This is a genomic window from Sphingomonas sp. CCH15-F11 (genome assembly GCF_001557005.1).
Taxonomy (GTDB): Bacteria; Pseudomonadota; Alphaproteobacteria; order Sphingomonadales; family Sphingomonadaceae; genus Sphingomonas.
The window spans coordinates 1-23,093 of the sequence record NZ_LSKG01000106.1; the positions used below are offsets into that span (position 1 = coordinate 1).

A 23,093-nucleotide genomic window follows, 5' to 3' on the forward strand; every position below is an offset into this window, starting at 1 on the left:
CACCTGGATCAGGTTCCACGGCATGAAACCGCCGCGATCCCGACCGCGCCGGTTTCATGCCGTGGAACCTGATCCAGGTGATGGCGCTCCTCGCCGCCGTGGTGCTGGCGGCGCTGGCGATCACCGGCGGGCTGCCGTGAGCGGCGGTGGCAAGGTTTCGGTCGCAATGCCCGCGGATTTCGGCGAAAAGGACGGCAATGCGCCGCGCCGCGCGCATCCGCTTCACCCCAGGGCTCGTTTCGCGTGTTTCAGCCGGTCGATCCAGTTCATCGCCTGACCGCCGCACCGCCCGATCGGGGTTGGCGCGGACGCTGGCGATCGCGGCTCGGCCCGCGCGCCATCGCGATCCTGTTCGCACTGGCGGTCGAGGTGTTGCTGCTGCTGGTTCTGCTGGGCCTGGCCCCGCCGCTGGTGCCGCCCAAGCTGGTGCCGATGGCGACCTTCACCATCGACACCACGCCCGATTCGACACCGGAGGCGAGCGAGGCGGCGCAAGCTGCGCCGAAGGCCGAGGCACCAGCATCGGCACCGCCCACGGCGGCACCCCCGCCGTCTCCGCTTCCGGAAACGCAATCGCCGCCCGTGCCGGCCACCCAACCCAGCGTCGCGCCCGCGCCTGCCACACCCGCGCCGCCGATCATCCTGCTGCCGCGCGACCAGCTCGCCGCGGCCGACATCGCGCGCGCCCCCGCCGCGCCCCCGACGGCCGGACCACCGGCACCGCGCCGCGTCTATGGCCCGCCCGACAATCGACCGCCCTCCAACGACACGCCGCGCGTCGCGGGCAGCGGCCCCAATGGCGAGCCGCTCTATGCCGCGTCCTGGTATCGCGAGCCCTATGACGACGAACTGAGCGGATACCTGTCGACGGCCAAGGGGCCGGGCTGGGGGCTGATCGCGTGCCGCACCGTCCCCGACTATCGCGTCGAGGACTGCTATGCGCTGGGCGAGGGGCCGGAGGGATCGAACATCGCGCGCGCGGTGCTGGCGGCCGCGTGGCAATTCCGCGTGCGCCCGCCGCGTCTGGGCGGGCGGCTGAAATATGGCGAATGGGTCGCCATCCGCATCGATTACACCAGCCGGCCGCGATGATCGTGCCGCGCCGGGGGCGGGCGACCGGAAATCGAGCCTAATAGAAGCGACGGAGCGTCAGCTCGCGGACGCGGCCGTCGCACAGGGCGAGCGTCACCACCCGGCCGGGCGTGTCGGTCAGCCAGGTCACGTCGGTGCTGCCCGTCGGGCCGGGGGTCACGTCCTTGCCGTCGACCGCGCAGATCAGGTCGTCGACCTGCCACCCCGCCTTCGCGGCCGGGCTGTTCGCCATGACGTGCAGCACCTTCAGCCGCCCGGTCTGCTGGCCGAGCAGCAAGCCGCTGGTCGAGCGTTTGGGTACGTCGAGCGCACGAGCGCCGGGCACGAAGATCATGTGGCCCGCCATGGGGTCGAGCAGCACGCGGTAGCGCATCAGAAAGCCCGAGCCGATCCGCCCGGTCGTGCCCGTGCTCGCCGCAAAGCCGCTCTGCGGTTCGATGCGGACCTCGACATTGTGCGCAGCAAGCGTGGCGACGCGCAACTCGGGGACGATCGCCATCTGGGACACCACGGGGCCGCCCAGCCCGTAGGCGAGCGTGGTGGTGAGGCCGGGCGTGGCAACCCGCGCGCGCTGCCAGACGGGCCGGGTGACGGTGACCGACGAGCCGTCGCCGGTATCGATCAGCACCGGTCGCACGGTTTGTGCGCCCAGCATCAGCTCGCTGACATAGACCTGGCGGTCGGCGGACAGCCGCAGCGGCGCGCGCGCGCCGGTATAGGGCAGGCGACCGCTGGGCAGCAGGCGAAAGCGGCGCGCATCATAATCGATGTCCAGCGCGCAGCAGGACAGGATGTCCGCCCCGACCAGCGCGTCGATCGGCGACGCGGTCGCGGTGGCGGCCGCGGCGAGCGGCAGGATGCCGACCCGCCCGCCGGTTCGCGTCAGTCCGCCGATGCGGACCTGCCGCGCCTGGCCCCAGCGCAGGTTGATCTGGCCGCCGATCGCGATGGCGCGACCTTCCCCGGCGGGGGCCAGACCCGCACGGCCGGCGAATTCGGTCGACACGACGGTGTGACTGACCCCGGTGTCGAGGATCGCGCGGCCGGCGACACCGTTGATCTCGACGTCGAACAGCAGCTGGTTGCCCGGTGTCGTCTGAAACGCCACCCAGCGCGCCTCCGCATCGGGAGCGAGCGTGACGGCGACGGGAACAGGCGTGGCGGCCTCGACCGCCCTCGCCCGGCGCTGGACCGGTTCGGCCCGGCTCGCCGGAACCGCCGACGCCAGCAGCGTGGCGGGAATCATCAGGACGCAGCACCGCATTCGCGGCACAGCCTAGCGCGCGTGAACGCCGCTCGCCACTTCCGAATTACCCGCGAGGATCAGAGGCAGGCTTCGAGCAGTGCCTGGTCGAAGCCGAACTGCTTGGCCTTTTCGAGCGTGTAGGGACGCAGGCCCATCGCGCGATATTCGCCGATGATCTTGCCGTCGGCGCTTTCGTCCAGATACTCGAACTTGAAGAGCTCCTGCGTCACGATCACGGGACCTTCCATGCCGATCACTTCGGTGATGTTGGTCACGCGGCGCGAGCCGTCGCGCAGGCGCTTGACCTGGACGATCAGGTCGACCGAGTCGGCGATCTGGCGGCTGATCGCTTCCTTGGGCACCTTGATGTCCGACATCATCACCATGTTCTCCATACGCGCCAGGCATTCGCGTGGCGAATTGGAGTGGAGCGTCGCCATCGAGCCGTCGTGGCCGGTGTTCATCGCGGCGAGCAGGTCGAAACACTCGCTGCCACGAATTTCGCCCAGGATGATGCGGTCGGGACGCATACGCAGCGCGTTCTTGACCAGATCGCGGATCGTGATCTCGCCCTGGCCCTCCAGATTTGGCGGGCGGGTTTCGAGCGGCAGCCAGTGCGGCTGCTGCAGCCGGAGTTCGGCCGCGTCCTCGATCGTCAGCACGCGCTCGCCCGGGTCGATCATCTTGGACAAGGCGTTGAGCATCGTCGTCTTGCCCGAGCCGGTACCGCCCGAGATGACGATGTTGAAGCGGCTCGCGCCCGCGACCTTGAGCGCGGTCGCCATCTTCTCCGACATCGATCCGCCCTTGGCCATCATGTCGAGCGTGATCGGCTTGGCGGAAAACTTACGGATCGAGATCGCGGTGCCCTTGAGGCTCAAGGGCGGCACGATCACGTTGACGCGGCTGCCGTCCTTCAGGCGGGCGTCGGCGAGCGGCGTCGTCTGGTCGACGCGGCGGCCGACCTGGTTGACGATACGCTGGGCGATCTGGAACAGATGCTCCTCGTCGCGGAACTGGATGTTGGCGATCTCGAGCTTGCCCTTGCGCTCGACAAAGGTCTGGTCCGGCCCGTTGACCATGATGTCGCTGATCGCGGGGTCGGAGAGCAATTCCTCGAGCGGCCCCAGCCCGAGCAGCTCGTCGACCAGCACCTTTTCCAGCGCGAACTGTTCGCGGCGGTTGAGGGTGAGCTTCAGCTCGGCGAGCACCTCGCCGATGATCGGGCGAAACTCCTCAGCCAGCTCGTCCTTGTTGAGCGTGGCGGCGGCTTCGGGATCGACGCGTTCGAGCAGGCGCGGCAGCACCTGTTCCTTGATGCGGTGGATCGAGCTCTCAAAGCCCTCGACCCGGCTGTTCGCGGCGTCGCCCGACGCCTGCTGGCGTTCGTCGAGACGCGCCATCGCGTCGAGCCCCTGGGCGCTGACCAGCGGGCTGATCTCTTCGCTGGGGCTGGCACCGGGGACGGGGATCTGCGGGAACTGCGTTGCGACATCGGGTTCGCCGGGACGGGCCGGACCGCCCTGCATCGGGCGCGCCACGCCGAACGAAGGGCGCCCGCCGCCCGAACCATTTACGCCACTGCGTCGCCCGAATGCGTTCACGTCTGTCTCTCGCCCGGCCAAAACTATTGACCCCAGCGATAGGCGCGAACCTTTTACAATTGCCTAACCACGTCGCGAAACCGTCGGTCCGGCGGCGCGGATCAGGCCTCGGCGCGCTCGGCGAGCACGGTCAGGCCGCGCGCGTTAACCTCCGCAAAGCCGCCTTCGATGCGGATCGTTTCGGGTTCGCCACGCTCGGTACGATAGATGGCGAGCGCGCCGTCGCGGATCGTCGACATCAGCGGTGCGTGTCCTTCCAGCACACCGAAATCGCCGTCAGTGCCCGGCACGACGACCATATGCACCGATTCGGAGCGAACGAGCTTTTCGGGCGTGACGAGTTCGAAGTGGAGCATGTCCGTATCCTGTCTCCCTCTCCCCTTGTGGGAGAGGGTTGCGCAGACTTCCCCGACATATGTCGGGGTTAGTCGAAGCTGGGTGAGGGGTGAAGCCCGGCGGCGATCCCCTCATCCAACTACGGCTAGGCAGCAAGCTGCCAAGCCTTCGTATCCTTCTCCCACAAGGGGAGAAGGGCTTTAAGCCTCGCTGGCCATCTTGGCGGCCTTGGCGATCGCTTCGTCGATGCCGCCGACCATGTAGAACGCGCTTTCGGGCAGGTGGTCATATTCGCCGTTCACCACCGCCTTGAACGACTTGATGGTGTCTTCCAGCTGGACGAACTTGCCCGGGATGCCGGTGAAGACTTCCGCGACGTGGAACGGCTGGCTGAGGAAGCGCTGGATCTTGCGCGCGCGGCTGACCGTCAGCTTGTCCTCTTCCGACAGCTCGTCCATGCCCAGGATGGCAATGATGTCCTGAAGCGACTTGTACTTCTGCAGCGTCGACTGGACGGCGCGCGCGGTTTCGTAATGCTCCTGGCCGACGACGCGCGGCTCGAGCACGCGCGAGGTGGAGTCGAGCGGATCGACCGCCGGGTAGATGCCCAGCTCCGAAATCGCGCGGTTGAGCACGGTCGTCGCATCCAAGTGGGCGAACGAGGTGGCCGGCGCGGGGTCGGTCAAGTCGTCGGCGGGCACGTAGATCGCCTGCACCGAGGTGATCGACCCCTTGTTGGTCGAGGTGATGCGCTCCTGCAGCGCGCCCATGTCGGTCGACAGCGTCGGCTGGTAACCCACCGCCGACGGGATGCGGCCGAGCAGCGCCGACACTTCCGAACCGGCCTGGGTAAAGCGGAAGATGTTGTCGACGAAGAACAGCACGTCCTGGCCTTCGACATCGCGGAAATATTCGGCGATGGTCAGGCCGGAAAGGGCCACGCGCGCGCGTGCCCCGGGGGGCTCGTTCATCTGGCCATAGACCAGCGCGACCTTCGATCCTTCGCTGATCGCCTCGCCCGCCTCGTTCTTGGCGATGACGCCCGCGTCGAGGAATTCGTGATAGAGGTCGTTGCCCTCGCGGGTGCGCTCACCCACGCCCGCGAACACCGACGTGCCGCCATGCCCCTTGGCGATGTTGTTGATCAGTTCCTGGATGAGCACGGTCTTGCCCACGCCCGCGCCGCCGAACAGGCCGATCTTGCCGCCCTTGGCATAGGGCGCGAGCAGGTCGATCACCTTGATGCCGGTGACGAGGATGCTGGCTTCGGTCGACTGGTCGACGAACTCGGGCGCCTTGGCATGGATGGGGGCGGTGGTTTCCGCGCCGATCGGGCCACGCTCGTCGATCGGTTCGCCGACGACGTTCATGATGCGGCCCAGCGTCTTGGGGCCGACGGGCACGCGGATCTGCGCACCGGTGTCGGTGACGGTCTGGCCGCGGGTCAGGCCCTCGGTCGAATCCATCGCGATCGTGCGAACGGTGTTCTCGCCCAGATGCTGCGCGACTTCGAGCACCAGCCGGTTGCCGTTATTGTCGGTTTCGAGCGCCGACAGGATCGCGGGCAGCGTGCCGTCGAACTGCACGTCGACGACGGCGCCGATCACCTGGGCGATACGGCCGACATTGTTGGTGGTCCCGGCGGCGCGGGTCATTTCAGGCGCGGTTGCCATCTGCTTGTCCTTGGTCTGGCTGATTGTCCGGCGCCTTAGCGTCCGGACGCGTGAAAGTCACGGTGATGCGGCGCACGCCGTCCTCACCTTCGGTCGTATCGATCCGCACCGGCGTGCCGGCGATGCGGGTTTCGGCATCGGCTTCGCCAGCGACGGCGGCCAGCGCGTCGCCGGGTTCGAGGTCGAACTGGAACAGGAAATCGCCGATCACCTTGGCAAAGCGGCCCTTGGCGGTGTCGGCATAGTCGGGATCGGTCAGCGCGAGGGTGAAGTCGATGCGGTCGATCCGCGCCGCCGCCGCGCCGCTCACCTCGACCGTGCCTTCGTTCGGGGCCGGGCGATCCGATTGCGACAGGATGATCGGCTCGCCCCGGGTCGCGGCACCCTCGCCGGCCTGGCCATAGTCGGCGAGGCGGAAGCCGAACTGGTTGAGCGCGGCGACGGTGTCCGACGGCACGCCGAACACGCGGTCCCATTGCTTGAGGTCGGCGGTCGAATTGACCAGCTCGGCTTCCTGCTCGCGCACGGTCGGCTCGGCCGGCTGCGAATTGCAGCCGCCCAGCACCGTCGCCACCAGCAGGATCGCCAGCGCCGGCCGCATCAGAGCGCCTCCGCTCCCGAAATGATCTCGACCAGCTCGGTGGTGATCGCCGCCTGGCGCGTGCGGTTATATTCGATGTTGAGCCGCTTGATCAGGTCGCCGGCGTTGCGGGTCGCATTGTCCATCGCGGTCATCTTGCTGCCCTGCTCGGACGCCGCATTCTCGCGCATCGCGCGGAACAGCTGGATCGCGACGTTGCGCGGCAGCAGGTCGGCGAGGATCGATTCCTCGTCGGGCTCATATTCGACCACTGCGCCGCCATCGGTCGCCGGCGCGCCCTCGGCCGCTGCGGGGATCGCGACGGGCAGGATCTGCTGCTCGGTCGGTTCCTGGGTCAGCACCGACTTGAAGGTCGAATAGAACAGGTGCGCGACGTCGAACTCGCCGGCGTGGAAACGCGCGATCAGGTCGTCGGCATAGCCTTTGGCATCGGCGAAGCGCAGCTTGCCGAGATCGCCCGGCTCGATCGAATGCACCATCTGGTCGCGGAAGCTGCGCGCCAGCACCGCGCGGCCCTTGCGGCCGATGGTGTAGAACTTGACCGTCTTGCCTTGGGCGACCAGCTCTTCGGCACGGCGGCGGGCGAGGCGCGCGATGTTGGTGTTGAATGCACCCGCCAGCCCCTTGTCGCTGGTCGCGACGACGAACAGGTGCACCTGGTCACGCCCGGTGCCCGACAGCAGCAGCGGCCCGCCATCCTTGCGGCCGACGCGGGCGGCGAGCGAGGCGACGACGGCTTCCAGCCGCTGGGCATAGGGACGCCCGGCCTCGGCCGCGTCCTGCGCACGGCGCAGCTTGGCGGCGGCGACCATCTTCATCGCCTTGGTGATCTTCTGGGTCGACTTGACCGACCCGATCCGCATTTTCAGTGCCTTGAGCGAGGCCATGTTACCCTTTTCCTCCCTCCCCCTGGAGGGGGAGGATACAAAGACTTGCCGGCGTGCCGGCTAGTCGAAGTTGGAGAGGGTGGTGCCTGTGGCGGCCCCTCTCCCAACCCTCTCCCCGTGGGGGAGAGGGCTTTCAAATCACGCGAACGTCTTGCCGAACGCAGTCAGCGCGTCCTTCAGCTTTGCCTTGGTGTCGTCCGACAGGTCCTTGCTGTCGCGGATCGCGCCGAGCACGTCGGCGTATTGCGAGCGCATCGCGCTCAGCATCGCGGCTTCGTAGCGGACGACGTCCTGCACCGCGACCGCGTCCAGATAGCCCTGGGTGCCCGCGAAGATCGACACGACCTGTTCCTCGAACGGCATCGGGTTGAACTGCGCCTGCTTGAGCAGCTCGGTCAGGCGCGCCCCGCGGTTGAGCAGCTTCTGGGTCGAGGCGTCGAGGTCGGAGCCGAACTGGGCGAACGCCGCCATTTCGCGATACTGGGCGAGCTCCAGCTTGATCGAGCCGGCGACCTTCTTCATCGCCTTGGTCTGCGCGGCCGATCCCACCCGGCTGACCGACAGGCCGACGTTGATCGCGGGGCGGATGCCCGCGAAGAACAGGTCGGTTTCGAGGAAGATCTGGCCGTCGGTGATCGAGATCACGTTGGTCGGAATGTACGCCGACACGTCACCCGCCTGGGTTTCGATGATCGGCAGCGCGGTCAGCGAACCCGAGCCATGGTCCTTGCCCATCTTGGCCGCGCGCTCGAGCAGGCGGCTGTGCAGGTAGAACACGTCGCCCGGATAGGCTTCGCGGCCCGGCGGGCGGCGCAGCAGCAGCGACATCTGGCGATAGGCGACCGCCTGCTTGGACAGATCGTCATAGACGATGACCGCGTGCATGCCGTTGTCGCGGAAGAACTCGCCCATCGCGCAGCCGGTATAGGGCGCGAGGAACTGGAGCGGCGCGGGTTCCGACGCGGTCGCGGCGACAACGATCGAATATTCCATCGCGCCCGATTCCTCGAGCTGGCGGACGATCTGCGCGACGGTCGAACGCTTCTGGCCGATCGCGACATAGATGCAGTAGAGCTTCTTGGATTCGTCGTCGCCCTTGTTCGCTTCCTTCTGGTTGATGAAAGTGTCGATGGCGACGGCGGTCTTGCCGGTCTGGCGGTCGCCGATGATCAGCTCGCGCTGGCCGCGGCCGACGGGGACGAGCGCATCCAGCGCCTTGAGGCCGGTCTGCATCGGCTCGTGCACCGAGGTGCGCGGGATGATGCCGGGCGCCTTGACCTCGACGCGGCTGCGCTGGTCGGCGACGATCGGGCCCTTGCCGTCGATCGGGTTGCCGAGCGCGTCGACGACGCGGCCGAGCAGGCCGCGACCGACCGGCACGTCGACGATCGTTCCGGTACGCTTGACGACGTCGCCTTCCTTGATCTCGCTGTCCGAGCCGAAGATCACGACGCCGACATTGTCGGCTTCGAGGTTGAGCGCCATGCCCTGGATGCCGTTGGCGAACTCGACCATCTCGCCGGCCTGGACATTGTCCAGGCCGTGGATGCGGGCGATGCCGTCGCCGACCGACAGCACCTGACCGGTTTCGGAAACCTGGGCTTCGGTGCCGAAGCTGGCGATCTGGTCCTTGATGACCTTCGAGATTTCTGCGGCGCGGATATCCATTGCGAGTGCCTTAACCTTTCATCGCGTGCGCGAGTGCGTTCAAACGGGTGCGGATCGAGCTGTCGATCATCTGGCTGCCGATGCGGACGACCAGGCCGCCGAGCAGCGCGGGGTCGACCGACAGGTCGACGGTGACGTCGCGGCCGGTGCGGGCGCGCAGCTGCTGCTTCAGCGCGTCGACCTGGGCCGGGGCAAGGGGGTGGGCGGAGACGACTTCGGCCGTCGTCTCGCCGCGATGGCGCGCGGCCAGCATGCGGAAGTCGCGCACGACCCGCTCCAGCTCGCCGAGGCGGCGGTTCTGGGCGAGCACGCCCAGCAGGTTGCGCGTGATCTCGCCGAGCGCCAGCGCGTCGGCGGCCGCCGCGATCGCGCGGCCGGCTTCGGTGCGTCCGACCACCGGGCTGGTGACCAGCCGGCGCAGCATATCCGATTCGCGCAGCCCCTGACGCACCCGATCCAGGTCGGATTCGACCGCGTCGATCGCCTTCGCCTCGCGCGCGAGCTCGAACAGTGCGATGGCGTAACGTCCGCTGATCGTTGCCTGAATACCGCCGGAAATATCCACGGGTCGCGGGTTCCTCTTAAGGGATCGGGTTGGTCCCATGGGGAAAGGGGGCGCCGGTCGGGCGCCCTCTAATGGGTCGCGGCGCGGTTAGCATCGGGTTCGCCGCGATGCAAGCGGGGCGCTGGCGGCGTGCCGACGCCGTCCCGGGCGGCGCGACGCGGCATCGCTGCGCGCCAAATCGCTTTGATCGCAATTGGCGGGACGGCGGGGCGGGTGCGGCGCTATATCAGGCTTGCATGTCCACGATCCTTCCCGATTCCGATCAGGCGATGGCCGCGTTCGAACGGCGCGACCGCGCCTGGGACGGCCGCGTCATCATCGCGGTCACCACGACCGGCATCTATTGCAAGCCGAGTTGCCCGGCGCGCCACCCGCGCCGCGAGCATGTCCGGCTGTATCCCGATGCCGATGCCGCGCGAGCCGCCGGTTTCCGTGCCTGTCTGCGCTGCAAACCCGACGAGGTCGGGCGCGAGCGCGTCGCGGTCGCCCGCGCCATCGACCTGATCGAGGCGGCGGAGGACGCGCTGTCGCTCGACGCGCTGGCGGGGCGGGTCGGCTATGCGCCCCACCATTTCCACCGCGTGTTCAAACGCGCGACCGGCGTGACGCCCGCGGCCTATGCCCGCGGGCTTCGCGCGCGCCGCATGACCGCCGCACTTGCCGAGGAGGACCGCGTGACCGACGCCATCTACGAGGCGGGCTATTCCGCGCCCAGCCGCTTCTACGAGACCGCGCAGGCGCGGCTGGGCATGACGCCGAGCGCATGGAAGCGCGGCGGCGCGGGCGTCACCATCCGCTGGACGGTGGCGCCGACGAGTCTGGGGCCGTTGCTGGTCGCTGCGACCGATCGCGGCATCTGTCGCGTGTCGTTCGACGAGGACGGCACCGCACTCGCCGCGCGTTTCCCGAATGCCGAACTGGTGCCCGGCGGTCAGGCGCTGGCGGAGCTGGTCACTCGCGTGGTCGCGATGGTCGAACAGCCCGGCCGGCACGTCGACCTGCCGATCGACGTTCGCGGCACCGCGTTTCAGGAAGCGGTGTGGCAGGCGCTGCGCGACGTGCCGCCGGGCGAGACGCGCACCTATGCCCAGATCGCCGCCGCCGCCGGCAATCCCAACGCGGTGCGTGCCGCAGGATCGGCCTGTGGGGCCAATCAGGTCGCGGTGCTCATCCCGTGCCATCGCGCGCTGCGCAGCGACGGGACGCTGGGCGGCTATGCCTATGGCCTCAAGCGTAAGGAAACGCTGCTCGAACGCGAGCGCGGCTGACGCCCGGGTTCAGCGCGCCCCTGCCGGTGCAGGCTTGCAGGCATAGACCAGTTTTTCGTTGGGCAACGGCGGCAGCGCGGCGCGGATCGCGTTTTGTGAATCGGCGAGCGCGGACTGCGCACCGGCATCGCCGTCGCATTGCCGGCCGTCGCGTGCGCCGCGCAGCCGGCGCGCCTCCGCCATCTGTGCCGCGCTCAGCAGGTAGCGGGTGTTGACATAGACGCCGCTTGCCGGGGTGAAATCGAGCACCGAGACGGTCTGCTCCTCATCGGGTACCAGCACCCGCTGCCAGCCGGTGCCGGCGCGGACATACTGGGTGCGGCCGTTGACGCAGCCATCCTCGCGCCAGTCGAGCTCGACGTCGCCGCTGGTCGAGACGGTCACCCGGCTGCGTTCGGGCTGGAGCGTGCAGACCAGCCGTCCCTGCGGCGTCGCCGCGACGGGTGCCGGCGCGGGTTCCGCCGGCTCGGGCACCGCGGCCGACGCGTCGAAATCGGGGCGAAGCAGGAACAGCGCGACCGCGCCGATCATCAGCACGCCGCCGCCCGCCGCGCTCCAGATCGCCGGGCGGCGGCGGCCGCGCGTCTCGAGCAGGCCGGCACCGCCGACCGCCATCGCGCCCAGCACGAGCAGCACCGCCGCGCCCGCGATGAAGTTCTCGCGCACTTCCTCGTTGCTGGCGCGCGCTTCCTCGATGGCCGCCTCGCGCTCCGACGCGGCGCGCGACAGGCGCGCGCGCTCGGCCGCAATCGCCTCGGCGGCGGCGCGCGCATCGGCGTCGCGGGTCTGGGCCAGCTGCTCCTCGATGCCGACGCACGTGCTCGCCACGGTCGCCACCTTCTGCCCCGCGCCGCGCAGGAACCCGGTAAGCTCGCTGTTGGCGACGGCGAAGCCGAAACCGGCATCGCCATCGTCGGCTCGGGTCAGCGCCGAGTTGACGCCCAGCACCCGGCCGCAGCGGTCGAGCAGCGGGCCCCCCGAATTGCCGCGCGCGATGTTCGCGGTGTGCAGGATCACCATCGTCCCCGCGAGCGTGCGCAGCCCGGAAAAATTGCCCTGGGTCCGCACCGGACTGACCGGCGTGATGAAGTCGGCCGCCGACCGGGCGGTGGCAAGGTCGACATTGCCCGGATAGCCGAGCGCCACCGCCTCGCTGCCGTCGCCGGGCGGGCCGGTGAACAGGGTGAGCGGGGGCAGTCCGGGACCGTCGAATTCGATCAGTGCCAGGTCGCGCTCCGGATCGACCGCGATCAGCCGGCCCTGGAACGACTTGTCGCCTTCCGACGGCACCACGCCGATGACGACATTGCCGGGATAGCGCGCGGCGGCCTCCACGACATGGGCGTTGGTGACGATGCGATTGGGCGCGACGGCGAAGCCGCTGCCGTGACCGAAGCCGACGACTTCGTCGTCCATGACCGCGATCGTGACGATGCGCACCACCCCGCGCCCGGCCGCGGAGATGTCGTCGGCGCGCGCCGGCGGCGCGGCGAACAGCCCCGCCAGGCATAATGCCCCCGCAACGATCCAGGCATAGCAGCGCGACATTCGATCCTCCGACCCGTCCCCGTCGCCGCTTTCGGGCAAAGCGCGCCGCGGTTCAAGCGGTCGCAGGGGCATATCGGGCGTTCGCGTCCTCGTCCGGCCGGGCATGCGCCCGCACGGGGCCCGTCACTCCGCGATGAAGCGGCGGACGATGTCCTTGGCGACGCGGATCGGACGGCGGGTCGAGGCGTCGAGCGCGCACCAGCTGCTCTGCACTTCGGCGAGCACCTCCTCGCCGCGGCGAATGACCGTGGTGAAGAAGGCGCGTGCGCCCTCGACCCGCTCGGCGATCACGGTGGCGATCACGTCGTCTTCGAGGAAGGCCGGGCGGCGATAGGTGATTTCGTGCTTGAGCGCGACCCAGAGGTGGCGAGCCACTTCCTCCGCCGGCGCGACCTTTTCCCAATAGGCGACGACCGCGTCCTGCACCCAGCTCAGATACACCGCGTTGTTGACATGACCCATATGGTCGATGTCGCCGGGGGCGATCGAGACGCTGTGCCGGTGGGGAACCGCAATTTCGGGCATGTCCATGGCATGACCCTGCCGGACAAAGGTGTCAATCGGGTTAGCGGGAAATCAGCTCCGTTCGACCTCGCTGACCGCGTCGACCGCGCGCAGCCCGGCGATCAGCCGCATCAGATGCGTCGAATCGCGGACCTCCACGTCGATCGTGTTGGTGTGGAAGGTGGTATCGCGATTGTCCATGCGCAGGCCGAGGATATTGGCCTTGTGCTGGCCGATAATGGTCGCCACCGTCCCCAGCGCGCCGGGTTCGTTCTTCAGCGTGACGTTGATCCGCGCCACGCCGCCTTCCGCCTTGTCGCCCCAGTTCAGGTCGACCCAGTCGGCGTCGCTCATGTCGCTCAGCACATGGCAGTCGATGGCATGGACCTCGATCCCCTCGCCGGGGCGGCGGATGCCGACGATGCGGTCGCCGGGCACCGGGCGGCAGCAGTCGGCAAGGTTGAAGGCGACGCCCGGCGTCAGCCCCTTGATGATGATTGCGTGGCGCTGCGGCGGGACACCGGCATCGGCACCGCTCGCCGAACCGGGCATCAGCGCCTCCATGATGGTCGCGTCATCCCATTTCTGGCGGGCGATGGCCTCCATCAACGCGGTGTCGTCGGCGACCTTGAGCCGCCTGAGCGCATCCGCCAGCGCATCGTCGCCGAGCTTGGCGGGCAGGCGGTCGACGATGTCGTCGTAGAGCTTGCGGCCGAGCGCGACCCGCTCGTCGCGTTCCTTGTGCCGCAGGTGCCGGCGGATCGCGGCGCGCGCCTTGCCGGTGATCGCGAAGTTCAGCCAGTTCTCCCGCGGGCGCTGCGCCTTCGACCGCAGGATCTGGACCTGGTCGCCATTGGCGATCTCCTCGCGCAGCGGCACGACGCGGCCGTTGATCTTGGCCCCCACCGCCTGGTCGCCAAGGTCGGTATGGACGGCATAGGCGAAATCGATCGGGGTCGCGCCCTTGGGCAGCTGGATCAGCTCGCCCTTCGGCGTGAAGGCGAAGATGCGATCCTGGTACATCGCCATCTTGGTATGCTCGATCAGCTCTTCCGGGCTTTCGGCATTCTCAAGAATCTCGATGAGGTCGCGGATCCAGCGGACCTGGGTATCGGGGCGGACCGCGTCCTGCTTGTACGCCCAGTGCGCGGCCAGCCCGTATTCGGCCTGGGCGTGCATCTCGCGCGTGCGGATCTGCACCTCGATCCGCGTGTCGCCGGCATGGATGATGCTGGAATGGAGTGACCGGTAGCCGTTTCGCTTGGGCGTCGAGATATAGTCCTTGAACCGGCCGGGCACCATCGGCCAGCGGCGGTGGATGACGCCGAGCGCGCGATAGCATTCCTCCTCGGTCGCCACGATCGCGCGGAACGCCATGATATCGGACAGCTGCTCGAGGCTGATGTGACGCTCGGACATCTTGCGCCAGATCGAATAGGGGTGCTTCTCGCGTCCCGACACCTCCGCGTCGATGCCGCCGCGCGACAGCAGCGACCCGAGGCCGCTCGCGATCTTCGCGATCTTGTCGCCGCCGTCCTGCTTGAGCGATTCGAGCCGGCGGGTGACCGATTCATACGCTTCGGGTTCGAGCTGCTGAAAGGCGAGCGTCTGCATCTCCTTCATGAACTCATACATGCCGATCCGCTCGGCGAGCGGGGCATAGATGTCCATCGTCTCACGCGCGATGCGGCGGCGCTTTTCCTCGTTCTTGATGTGATGGAGCGTGCGCATGTTGTGCAGCCGGTCGGCAAGCTTGACCAGCAGCACGCGGATGTCGTCCGACATGGCGAGCAGGAACTTGCGCAGATTCTCGGCCGCGCGCTCGCTTTCGGTCTGCGCCTCGATCTTGCTGAGCTTGGTGACGCCGTCGACCATGCGCGCGACGGCGGGGCCGAACTTGCTCAGGATCTCTTCCGGCGTGGCGACCGTGTCCTCGATGGTGTCGTGCAGGATCGCGGTCGCGATCGTCTCGTCATCGAGATGAAGATCGGTCAGGATGCCCGCCACCTCGATCGGATGGCTGAAATAGGGATCGCCGCTGGCGCGCTTCTGGCTGCCATGCGCCTGCATCGAAAAGACATAGGCGCGGTTGAGCAGGGCCTCGTCCGCAGACGGATCATAGCCCTTTACCCGTTCGACCAGTTCATATTGGCGCAACACCCGGCCAAGATTGGCCGGGTGCCGCTGCTTTGCAATATTTGTTTTTGCGGTTGCGTGGCTGCCGCGCGAATTACTTGGCGCGCGCGTTGCACTTTTCCATCGCGGCGGCGTCGAACGCCGAGCCGTTGGCGGTGAAGCTGGCGAGCTGGCCCATTTCCTTGGCCGCCAGTTCGCACATGACCTGGTCACGATTGCCGGCCTTCGGCGCGGCGCAGGTCGCACCGTCGCACTTCCACACAACCGAGCGGGTGACGAAGCTCGCCTCCGTCGGCGCGACGGCGGGAGTGGCGGTGTAATAGGACTTGGCGAGCGCCGGGGTGGCGCCGAGCACCAGGGCCGAACCGGCAAGCGTGAGAGCGAGCAGATGACGCATGAGGACCTCCATCGACGGCTGGGGAAGAAAGTTTCGATTCGCTACTTACAACGATGTCGTTAAAGCCTCGCGATATAAGTTGCAAGTAGAAACTTTTGCTGCGATGCAGTGTCTTTGTTGTTTTCATTCCGCGCCAAAAGCGGATAGAATAGAGGGCTATGGGTCATTCCGGATTGCGCGAGCCGCTCCGCGAGCTCGCCAATAACTGCAGCCTGCCGGCGGCGCTTGAAGCGATGGGTGAACGCTGGTCGTTCCTGATCCTGCGCGCGGCCTTCAACGGCCTGCATCATTTCGAGGAATATCAGTCGGAACTGGGCATCGCCCGCAACATCCTGGCCAACCGGCTGGCCCGGCTGGTCGGTCACGGCATTCTCGAGCGCCACGCGCTGCCCGAGGACCGGCGCAAGATCGCCTATTGCCTGACCGAAAAGGGCTTTGCGCTGCTGCCGACCATGGTCGCGCTGCGGCAATGGGGCGAGCGGTGGGAAACCGGCACGCCCGCGACGCCGATCCTGGTCGACAGCCGGGACATGAAGCCGATCGCACCGGTCGCAGTCCACGCGCATGACGGCCGGGTGCTCAGCAAGGAAGACCTGCTCTGGGCGCTTCCCGACGACGTGAACGGGCGGGGCGGGCTTTAGGAGCTCCGTTTCTCGACTTCGCTCGAAACGAACGGTCGGTGGCGAGTGAGCCGTTACAAGCCTTTAGGTGCACTCCCCCGCTCGTTTCGAGCGAAGTCGAGAAACGCAGATCGCTCAAGCCACCCGGGTGTCCAACGCCATCAGCGCCGCACGCACTTCGTCCGGGATCGGCGTTGCGCGGCCGGCGGCCAGATCGACATGCGCGCTGACGATCTCGATCACCGTATGCAGCGCACCCGTATCGGCGTGGACCAGCTCGACGCGCGTCGTCATGCTGGAGTTGCCGATGCGGTCGATGCGCACCCACGCCTCGATCATGTCGTCGTAGCGGAAGGGCGCTTTGTACTGGACGGTCGCCTGCACGACGTTGAACTCGGCCTCGGTCCAGACCGGCCCGAGCGCGTCCATGCCGCTCCAGCGCCAGAACTCGGTGACCGCGACATCGGCATATTCGAGGTAGCGCGAGTTGAAGACGATCCTCTGCCCGTCGATCTCGGCATAACGGACGCGAAAGCGGGTGGAGAAGGCGAAGCCGGTACGGGTCATGGTGCGCGGCAGTGGCGCAGCTTGGCCGGGGAGGCAAGGGGCACCCAGAATGGTGAGAGGCCCCGGCCTGCGCCGGGGCGACGCCAAGCCCCGTCGTCCCGGCGAAGGCCGGGACCTTTGGCCGATTACGCGCCGCGTCTCATCCCGCGTTGGCGGCCGGGGTGTTGACCCCCATCGACTGGAGATATTTGCGCACGTTGCGCGCCGCCTGGCGCAGCCGCTGTTCGTTCTCGACCATCGCGATGCGAACGTAACCCTCACCATTCTCGCCATAGCCGACGCCCGGCGCAACCGCGACCTTGGCGTGGGTGAGCAGCTGCTTGGAGAACTCCAGGCTGCCCAGATGCGCAAGTGCCGGGGGCAGGGGGGCCCAGGCGAACATCGACGCGCGCGGCGGCGGGATGTCCCAGCCGGCGCGCCCGAAGCTTTCGACCAGCACGTCGCGGCGCTTGTGATAGAGCAGGCGATTGGCCTCGACGATGTCCTGCGGCCCGTTGAGCGCCGCGCACGCCGCCGCCTGGATGGGCGTGAACGCGCCATAGTCGAGATAGGATTTTACCCGCGTCATCGCCGCGATCAGCCGGGCATTGCCGACCGCAAATCCGATCCGCCAGCCGGCCATGCTGTAGGTCTTGCTGAGCGAGGTGAATTCGACCGCGACATCCTTGCCGCCCTTGACCTGCAGGATCGACGGGGTTGGATGGCCGTCATAGTAAAGCTCGGAATAGGCCAGGTCGGAGAGGATCCACAGCCCCTGGTCCTTCGCGAACGCGACCAGCCGCTCGTAAAAGGCGAGGTCGACCGTTTCGGCGGTCGGGTTGGAAGGATAATTGACCACCAGCACGCTCGGCCGCGGCACGGTGAACGCCATCGCGCGTTCCAGGCTTTCAAAATAGCGTTCGTCGGGCGTGGTCGGCACCGCGCGGATCGTGGCACCGGCCAGGATGAAGCCGAAGGTATGGATGGGATAGCTGGGGTTGGGCGCCAGCACGACGTCGCCCGGCGCGGTGATCGCGGTGGCGAGGCTCGCCAGCCCCTCCTTCGACCCCATCGTCACCACGACCTCGCGCTCGGGGTCGAGCTCGACCCCGAAGCGGCGGCCGTAATAATTGGCCTGGGCACGGCGAAGTCCGGGGATGCCCTTCGATTGCGAATAGCCGTGCGCGTCGGGCTTCTGCGCGACCTCGATCAGCTTGTCGATGACGTGCGCGGGCGGCGGCAGGTCGGGGTTGCCCATGCCCAGGTCGATAATGTCCTCACCGCCTGCGCGCGCCGCTGCCCGCATCGCATTCACTTCGGCGATGACATAGGGCGGAAGGCGCTTCATGCGGTAGAATTCGTCGGACATCATCCTGCTCTGCTTCGGGATACGGATCGTCGCTTTACGCGATCGTGCCGGCGCGTGGAATCATCTTTGAACGCAATTGGCCGGAAATGCGAAATATCCTGACGCGCGCAATGGCTGACGAAACGGATCCGACGGGGTAAGGTGGCAAAAAAAGCGTGAGAGGCAAGGCCGATGGCGGACAACGAACCCAAGACCAGCACCACGCTGGAGGACCTGCAGCACTGGACCTATGTGCTCGGCCGCGCGCAGCAGATGATGCTGGAGCATGGGCATTACACGATGAGCACGACGCCGCTGTCCGCGATGACCGATCCGACCGCGTTCGCGCGCGCCAGCGCCGATTTCTGGGCGGATTCGATGCGGCTGTGGCAACGTTTCCTCGACCCCGGTCGCGCGCCCGCGTTCGAGGAGACGCCGGAACAGGCGCGCGACAAGCGGTTCAAGGCACCGCAATGGCGCGAGGACCCGCTGTTCGACTTTCTGCGCCAGAGCTATTTCCTGATCGCCGACCACCTGCTCAAGAATGTCGAGGCGCTGCCGGGCATCGAGGGGAAGCAGAAGGAGCAGGTGCGTTTTGCCACCAAGGGCCTGATCGACGCGATCAGCCCGACCAACTTTCCCGCGACCAACCCGGTGGTGATCGAGCGGATCATCGAGACGCGCGGCGAGAACCTTTTGAAGGGGCTCGGCAACATGCTCGCCGACCTGGCGCGCGGGCAGGTGACGCATACCGACGCGACCGCGTTCGAGCTTGGCCGCAACATCGCGGTCACCCCGGGCAAGGTCGTCAAGCGCACGCCGCTCTATGAGCTCATCCAGTATTCGCCCACCACCGAAACGGTGTTCGAGACGCCGCTCGTCATCTTTCCGCCGTGGATTAACCGCTACTACATCCTCGACCTCACGCCCGAGAAAAGCTTCATCAAATGGGCTGTCGACCAGGGGCTGACGGTGTTCGTCGTGTCGTGGAAGTCGGCCGACGCGTCGATGAAGGATGTGACCTGGGCCGATTATGTCGAGCAGGGGCAGATCGACGCGATCGACACGGTGCGCGAACTGCTGGGCGTGCCGGGCGTCCACACCATCGGTTATTGCGTGGCGGGCACGACGCTGGCGGCGACGCTCGCGGTGCTGGCCGCGCGCGGCGAGGCGGAGAAGGTCAGGTCCGCAACCTATTTCACCGCGCAGGTCGATTTCAGCGAAGCCGGCGAGCTGAGCCTGTTCGTCGATGACGAGCAATTGCGGATGATCCAGTCCGCGGCAACCGACGGCTATCTGGACGGGCGCTATCTGGCCGCGACGTTCAACCTGCTGCGCGGGCGCGAGTTGATCTGGAACTATGTCACCAACAATTACCTGCTCGGCGACGACTATCCGCCCTTCGACCTGCTGCACTGGAACGCCGACGTCACCAACCTGCCGGCGCGCTGGCACCTGAGCTATCTGACCGACCTGTATCGCGACAACCGGCTGGTGGTGCCGGGCGCGCTGGAGATCAACGGCACGCCGATCGACCTATCGCGGATCGCGACACCGACCTATATCCAGGCGGGTCGCGAGGACCATATCGCACCCGCCGCCAGCGTGTGGAAGCTGCAGACGCACCTGAAGGGTCCGGTCCGTTTCGTGCTGGCGGGATCGGGGCACATCGCCGGCGTGGTCAACCCGCCTGCTTCGGGCAAATACCAGTACTGGCTCAACCCGAACCCGACCGAAACGCTCGAAGATTTCGTCGCCGGCGCGGTCGAGACCAAGGGGAGCTGGTGGCCCGACTGGATCGAATGGATCGCCGCCCAAGCGCCGAATCATGTTGCGGTGGCAAAGGCGCGCATACCCGGCAAGGGACGCCTGCCCGCACTCGACGACGCGCCGGGGATGTACGTGAAAGCTAGATGATCCCAACAGGTTAGATTGCAGCAATTTAACATTGTTGCACTGCACAATAAACCCTTGCGAAGCTGGAAGTGCCACGCTATATGCTGCGCCGCAGCGACGTGTGTCCGTAACTTTCAGGAGTCGAGATGGCGAGCAAGGGTCCAGACCAGGGTGGCAAGAAGTCCGCCAGTCAGAAGCCGGCTGCCGGTGCCGGCAAGCCGGTGGCGAGCGCGGTGAAGACGACGGCGCCGGCTAACCCGGCAAAGGCCCCGCCCGCGGTCGCGTCAACGCCGGTCGCGCCCGCGGCGCCGAAGGCTCCGGCGCCCGCGCCGATGGCCAAGGTCGCCAAGCCTGCGCCTGTTGCCGCCAAGCCGGTGCCGCCGGTCGCCGCGGCCAAGATCGAGGCGCCGGTCAAGGCGCCCGTGTCCGCGAAGCCCGTCACCCCGACGGCGCTGCCCAAGGCAGCGTCGCCGGCTCCGGTCGTCACCCCGCCGGTCGAGGCCGCGGCCTCGGCGTCGATTCCGGCGATTGCGGTCGGCACATCAGATCATCCGGCGGAAACCGCCACCCCCGAAAAGTCCGTTGAGAAGGAACGCACCATCATGACCACCATCGAAAACACCATGCACAAGACCCAGACCATGTTCACCGACATGAACGACCGCGCCAAGCAGGCGATGGAAAAGAACGCCAAGCTGGTCGAGGAAATGAACGAGCTGGCCAAGGGCAATGTCGAAGCGGTCGTCGAATCGACCCGCATTGCCGCCAAGGGCATGGAAACGCTGGGCCAGGAAGCCGCCGAGTTCAGCCGCAAGTCGTTCGAGCAGGCGAGCGCGATGATGAAGTCGCTGGCCGCCGCCAAGTCGCCGACCGAGTTCATGAAGGTCCAGAGCGACTTCTTCCGCACCTCGTTCGACACCTATGTCGCCGAAGCGTCGAAGCACACCGAAGCGATGCTGAAGCTGGCCGGCGACGCCGCCCAGCCGATCTCGAGCCGCGTTGCGGTCGCCGCCGAGAAGATCAAGGTCGCGGCCTGATCTTTCGCGCGAAAGCGTGGCGTAAATTGAGGGGCGGTCGCGCGATGCGGCCGCCCCTTTTTTGGCGGCGTGCGTGATGCGCGGCATCCCGCGCCCGGCCGGGCGGATCGCCCTAAAAGGCGTGTCCGAATGCGACCCCCAGCACCACCGCATCCTCGGCGTCCGAAAAGTCATAATGCGCCTGCGGTGACAGGGTGAAACCGCCGCCCAGTTCGAATTCGTAGAGCGCGCCGAGCCGGACGACGAACGCCGTCGCGCCCTCGGCGAATTCGACGCCGGGGCCAGTCTGGATGGCCAGCCCCCGCCACAGATGGATGTCGGCGGTCGCGAGCAATGTGGTCGAATCGAGTGGCCCGAAGGCACGCTCCGCCACCGCACCCAGCCCGATGCGCTCGCTTACCCGATATTCGTAATCGAGCCCCAGCGTGAAGGCGCTGTCGCTTTCGTCTTCGTCGAGGATCGTCGCGCCCACAATGACCGACAGGTGATGCCGGCCCGCATCATCGACGACGCGCGCCTGAGCCGCCGCCGGCCGGGGCGAGGTGGCGCAGGACAGGGTGGCGAGGGCCGCGAGGGTCAGAAGGCGCGTTCGCATCATGGCGCGGCCATAGCTGAGGCGCGAGCCGGCATTCTTTTAGAATGGCGCGGTGATTGTCGGCACCGCGCACAGGCTCGACCCTTTGTCCAAAGCCTTGCGGGTGGCATTTTGTTCGATCGCCGGCTCCGTCACGCCTCAGCGATGGTTCGCGCCATCGCGCTGGCCGCCTCCGCGCAAAGTCGCGCGTAGAGGCGGACGAATCGGTCTGGATGCGAACCGCGGTGCTCTGGATGCGGGCCAGGCAGATATCCGCAGTTTCGAGGCGGCGATTTCGAGGCGGCGATGATTTAGGTGCTGCACGGCGGGCCTGGCATTGGACGAATCCCGGCGCGCATGCCCGTTTCTTGCCCCGGCCGGCCTTTTTCGGCGGCGCTTGCCCCTTGCCCTTGGCCCGGTCGATGCCATATTTTGTGCCAACGATGGCAGAGCATCTCCCGACCCCCATTTCGATGGCCGAAGACAAGGACGATGAGGGCGGCGGCAACTCATTGGGTGTCGCCACGCGTACGCGCGCCAAGACCAAGAAGCCGACACCCTATCGCGTCCTGATGCTCAACGACGATTATACGCCGATGGAGTTCGTCGTCCTCGTCCTCCAGCGGTTCTTCCGCATGGACATGGAGGAGGCGACCCGCGTGATGCTCCACGTTCACCAGCGCGGCGTGGGGGTGTGCGGCGTGTTCAGCTACGAAGTCGCCGAGACCAAGGTCAGCCAGGTGATCGATTTCGCCCGACAGAACCAGCACCCGCTGCAGTGCACGCTCGAAAAGGCCTGATCGGCTGACCTTCAGTTCGGGTCGGGCAGCCAGTCGAGCCGCAGGCCCTGGTAGCGGTCGACATAATCCGACGCATCGGCCAGCGCGGCGGCATCGCGCAAGGTGACGCGACTGCCCTCGCGCGCGATCAACCCCTCGCGCTCCAGCTGACGCAGCATCCGGTTGACGTGAACCGAGGTCAGCCCGGTCGCGTCGCCGATCTCCTCCTGGGTCAAGGCGAGCGTGAAGCTGTCGCCGATCGACGAATCGGTCGTGCGCATCCGATTGCGCCATTCGAGCAGGAGCGCGCCGACCCGTGCCTTGGCCGAGGTGCGGCCGAGCATCGCCAGTCGGTCGGTCAGCGCGACGCGCTCGACCTGGTTGACGACGAGCAGGAGCGCGGCGAGCCGGGGATGCGAGGCGACCAAGGCCGACAGCGCCGCCCGCTCGAACGGGCAGACGACGCAGTCGGACAGCGCACAGATGCTTTCCGGCGCGGTGTCATAGATCATCGCCGACACGCCGAGCACGTCGCCCGGAAAGAAGAAGCGCAGGATCTGGCGGCTGCCGTCCGACATCAGGGCGTAGCTCATCATCAGCCCCTTGCGCAGCACGAACATCTCGGCGCTCGGCTCGTTCTCGCGCTGCACGAACGCGCCGCGCCGGATGTCGCGACGATGCTCCTCCAGCCGCTCGAGCGCGGTGCGCTCGCCCGGCGTGAGTGCGACGAGATTTCCCAGCACTTCCGCGAAACAACTCCCCGAAGCC

At 67.3% G+C, this 23,093-nt stretch carries 23 protein-coding genes; 6 read left to right on the top strand and 17 right to left on the bottom strand.

What is annotated here, in order from left to right:
• The coding region (locus tag AX709_RS19185; RefSeq protein WP_231727483.1) for a hypothetical protein at positions 1 to 217 on the bottom strand (217 nt) is incomplete at its 3' end.
• Between the two features lie 26 nt (positions 218 to 243).
• On the opposite strand from AX709_RS19185, the gene AX709_RS09435 reads away from it, so the two are divergent.
• Positions 244 to 1,092, top strand: coding sequence for a hypothetical protein (locus AX709_RS09435; RefSeq protein ID WP_231727484.1), 849 nt, complete (start codon positions 244 to 246; stop codon positions 1,090 to 1,092).
• Between the two features lie 37 nt (positions 1,093 to 1,129).
• On the opposite strand, the gene AX709_RS09440 is transcribed toward AX709_RS09435, so the two are convergent.
• From AX709_RS09440 to AX709_RS09475, 8 genes are all read right to left on the bottom strand, one after another.
• Positions 1,130 to 2,356, bottom strand: a complete 1,227-nt coding sequence (locus AX709_RS09440; protein ID WP_082731726.1) for an aspartyl protease family protein — start codon at positions 2,354 to 2,356, stop codon at positions 1,130 to 1,132.
• Positions 2,357 to 2,415: 59 nt separating this feature from the next.
• Entirely contained in the window at positions 2,416 to 3,942 is a 1,527-nt protein-coding gene (locus AX709_RS09445; protein ID WP_197418988.1) for a CpaF family protein, read from the bottom strand.
• A 101-nt stretch (positions 3,943 to 4,043) separates the two neighbouring features.
• On the bottom strand, positions 4,044 to 4,298 hold the full coding sequence (locus AX709_RS09450; protein ID WP_066480473.1) for an ATP synthase F1 subunit epsilon: 255 nt from the start codon (positions 4,296 to 4,298) through the stop codon (positions 4,044 to 4,046).
• Between the two features lie 180 nt (positions 4,299 to 4,478).
• Positions 4,479 to 5,933, bottom strand: a complete 1,455-nt coding sequence (gene atpD / locus AX709_RS09455; protein ID WP_197417144.1) for a F0F1 ATP synthase subunit beta — start codon at positions 5,931 to 5,933, stop codon at positions 4,479 to 4,481.
• Position 5,934: 1 nt separating this feature from the next.
• A complete protein-coding gene (locus AX709_RS09460; RefSeq protein WP_066549084.1) occupies positions 5,935 to 6,552 on the bottom strand; it encodes a hypothetical protein in 618 nt (205 codons plus the stop codon).
• Complete coding sequence (locus tag AX709_RS09465; protein ID WP_066480476.1) at positions 6,552 to 7,439, bottom strand: F0F1 ATP synthase subunit gamma; 888 nt, start codon at positions 7,437 to 7,439, stop codon at positions 6,552 to 6,554. Before AX709_RS09465 ends, AX709_RS09460 begins: the two co-directional genes overlap by 1 nt.
• Positions 7,440 to 7,577: 138 nt before the next feature.
• Positions 7,578 to 9,107 carry a F0F1 ATP synthase subunit alpha gene (gene atpA / locus AX709_RS09470; protein ID WP_066480477.1) on the bottom strand — a complete coding sequence of 510 codons (1,530 nt, stop codon included), beginning with the start codon at positions 9,105 to 9,107 and terminating at the stop codon, positions 7,578 to 7,580.
• A gap of 10 nt (positions 9,108 to 9,117) precedes the next feature.
• Entirely contained in the window at positions 9,118 to 9,672 is a 555-nt protein-coding gene (locus AX709_RS09475; protein WP_066480479.1) for a F0F1 ATP synthase subunit delta, read from the bottom strand.
• A gap of 236 nt (positions 9,673 to 9,908) precedes the next feature.
• Here AX709_RS09475 and ada point away from each other — a divergent pair, with 236 nt between their 5' ends.
• Entirely contained in the window at positions 9,909 to 10,940 is a 1,032-nt protein-coding gene (ada, locus tag AX709_RS09480) for a bifunctional DNA-binding transcriptional regulator/O6-methylguanine-DNA methyltransferase Ada (protein ID WP_066549167.1), read from the top strand.
• Between the two features lie 9 nt (positions 10,941 to 10,949).
• Here the strand turns inward: ada and AX709_RS09485 are convergent, their stop codons facing one another.
• The 4 genes from AX709_RS09485 to AX709_RS09500 form a co-directional block, all read right to left on the bottom strand.
• Positions 10,950 to 12,488, bottom strand: a complete 1,539-nt coding sequence (locus AX709_RS09485) for a S1C family serine protease (protein ID WP_082730966.1) — start codon at positions 12,486 to 12,488, stop codon at positions 10,950 to 10,952.
• A gap of 123 nt (positions 12,489 to 12,611) precedes the next feature.
• Complete coding sequence (locus AX709_RS09490) at positions 12,612 to 13,013, bottom strand: acyl-CoA thioesterase (protein ID WP_066480628.1); 402 nt, start codon at positions 13,011 to 13,013, stop codon at positions 12,612 to 12,614.
• 51 nt (positions 13,014 to 13,064) lie between these two features.
• The gene (locus AX709_RS09495; RefSeq protein ID WP_066549086.1) at positions 13,065 to 15,152 is read right to left on the bottom strand and encodes a RelA/SpoT family protein; all 2,088 of its coding nucleotides are present in this window, start codon (positions 15,150 to 15,152) and stop codon (positions 13,065 to 13,067) included.
• A gap of 70 nt (positions 15,153 to 15,222) precedes the next feature.
• Positions 15,223 to 15,525 (bottom strand): CC_3452 family protein, encoded by a 303-nt coding sequence (locus tag AX709_RS09500; protein WP_082730969.1) that lies wholly within the window; start codon positions 15,523 to 15,525, stop codon positions 15,223 to 15,225.
• Positions 15,526 to 15,683: 158 nt separating this feature from the next.
• Here AX709_RS09500 and AX709_RS09505 point away from each other — a divergent pair, with 158 nt between their 5' ends.
• Positions 15,684 to 16,166, top strand: coding sequence for a winged helix-turn-helix transcriptional regulator (locus AX709_RS09505; RefSeq protein WP_066480483.1), 483 nt, complete (start codon positions 15,684 to 15,686; stop codon positions 16,164 to 16,166).
• A 114-nt stretch (positions 16,167 to 16,280) separates the two neighbouring features.
• Here AX709_RS09505 and AX709_RS09510 read toward each other — a convergent pair whose 3' ends face one another.
• Positions 16,281 to 16,712 (bottom strand): acyl-CoA thioesterase, encoded by a 432-nt coding sequence (locus tag AX709_RS09510; RefSeq protein WP_066549087.1) that lies wholly within the window; start codon positions 16,710 to 16,712, stop codon positions 16,281 to 16,283.
• 139 nt (positions 16,713 to 16,851) lie between these two features.
• Positions 16,852 to 18,060: an LL-diaminopimelate aminotransferase gene (locus AX709_RS09515; RefSeq protein WP_066480630.1), complete on the bottom strand. Its 1,209-nt coding sequence runs from the start codon at positions 18,058 to 18,060 to the stop codon at positions 16,852 to 16,854.
• 171 nt (positions 18,061 to 18,231) lie between these two features.
• Here AX709_RS09515 and AX709_RS09520 point away from each other — a divergent pair, with 171 nt between their 5' ends.
• Positions 18,232 to 19,956: a PHA/PHB synthase family protein gene (locus AX709_RS09520; RefSeq protein WP_066549088.1), complete on the top strand. Its 1,725-nt coding sequence runs from the start codon at positions 18,232 to 18,234 to the stop codon at positions 19,954 to 19,956.
• Between the two features lie 125 nt (positions 19,957 to 20,081).
• Positions 20,082 to 20,972, top strand: coding sequence for a phasin family protein (gene phaP, locus AX709_RS09525; protein ID WP_082731727.1), 891 nt, complete (start codon positions 20,082 to 20,084; stop codon positions 20,970 to 20,972).
• A 112-nt stretch (positions 20,973 to 21,084) separates the two neighbouring features.
• On the opposite strand, the gene AX709_RS09530 is transcribed toward phaP, so the two are convergent.
• Positions 21,085 to 21,567 (bottom strand): hypothetical protein, encoded by a 483-nt coding sequence (locus AX709_RS09530; protein WP_156454238.1) that lies wholly within the window; start codon positions 21,565 to 21,567, stop codon positions 21,085 to 21,087.
• A gap of 422 nt (positions 21,568 to 21,989) precedes the next feature.
• Here AX709_RS09530 and clpS point away from each other — a divergent pair, with 422 nt between their 5' ends.
• A complete protein-coding gene (gene clpS, locus AX709_RS09535) occupies positions 21,990 to 22,346 on the top strand; it encodes an ATP-dependent Clp protease adapter ClpS (protein WP_066480632.1) in 357 nt (118 codons plus the stop codon).
• A gap of 11 nt (positions 22,347 to 22,357) precedes the next feature.
• Here the strand turns inward: clpS and AX709_RS09540 are convergent, their stop codons facing one another.
• Entirely contained in the window at positions 22,358 to 23,065 is a 708-nt protein-coding gene (locus AX709_RS09540) for a Crp/Fnr family transcriptional regulator (protein ID WP_231726513.1), read from the bottom strand.
• Positions 23,066 to 23,093: the final 28 nt, after the last annotated feature.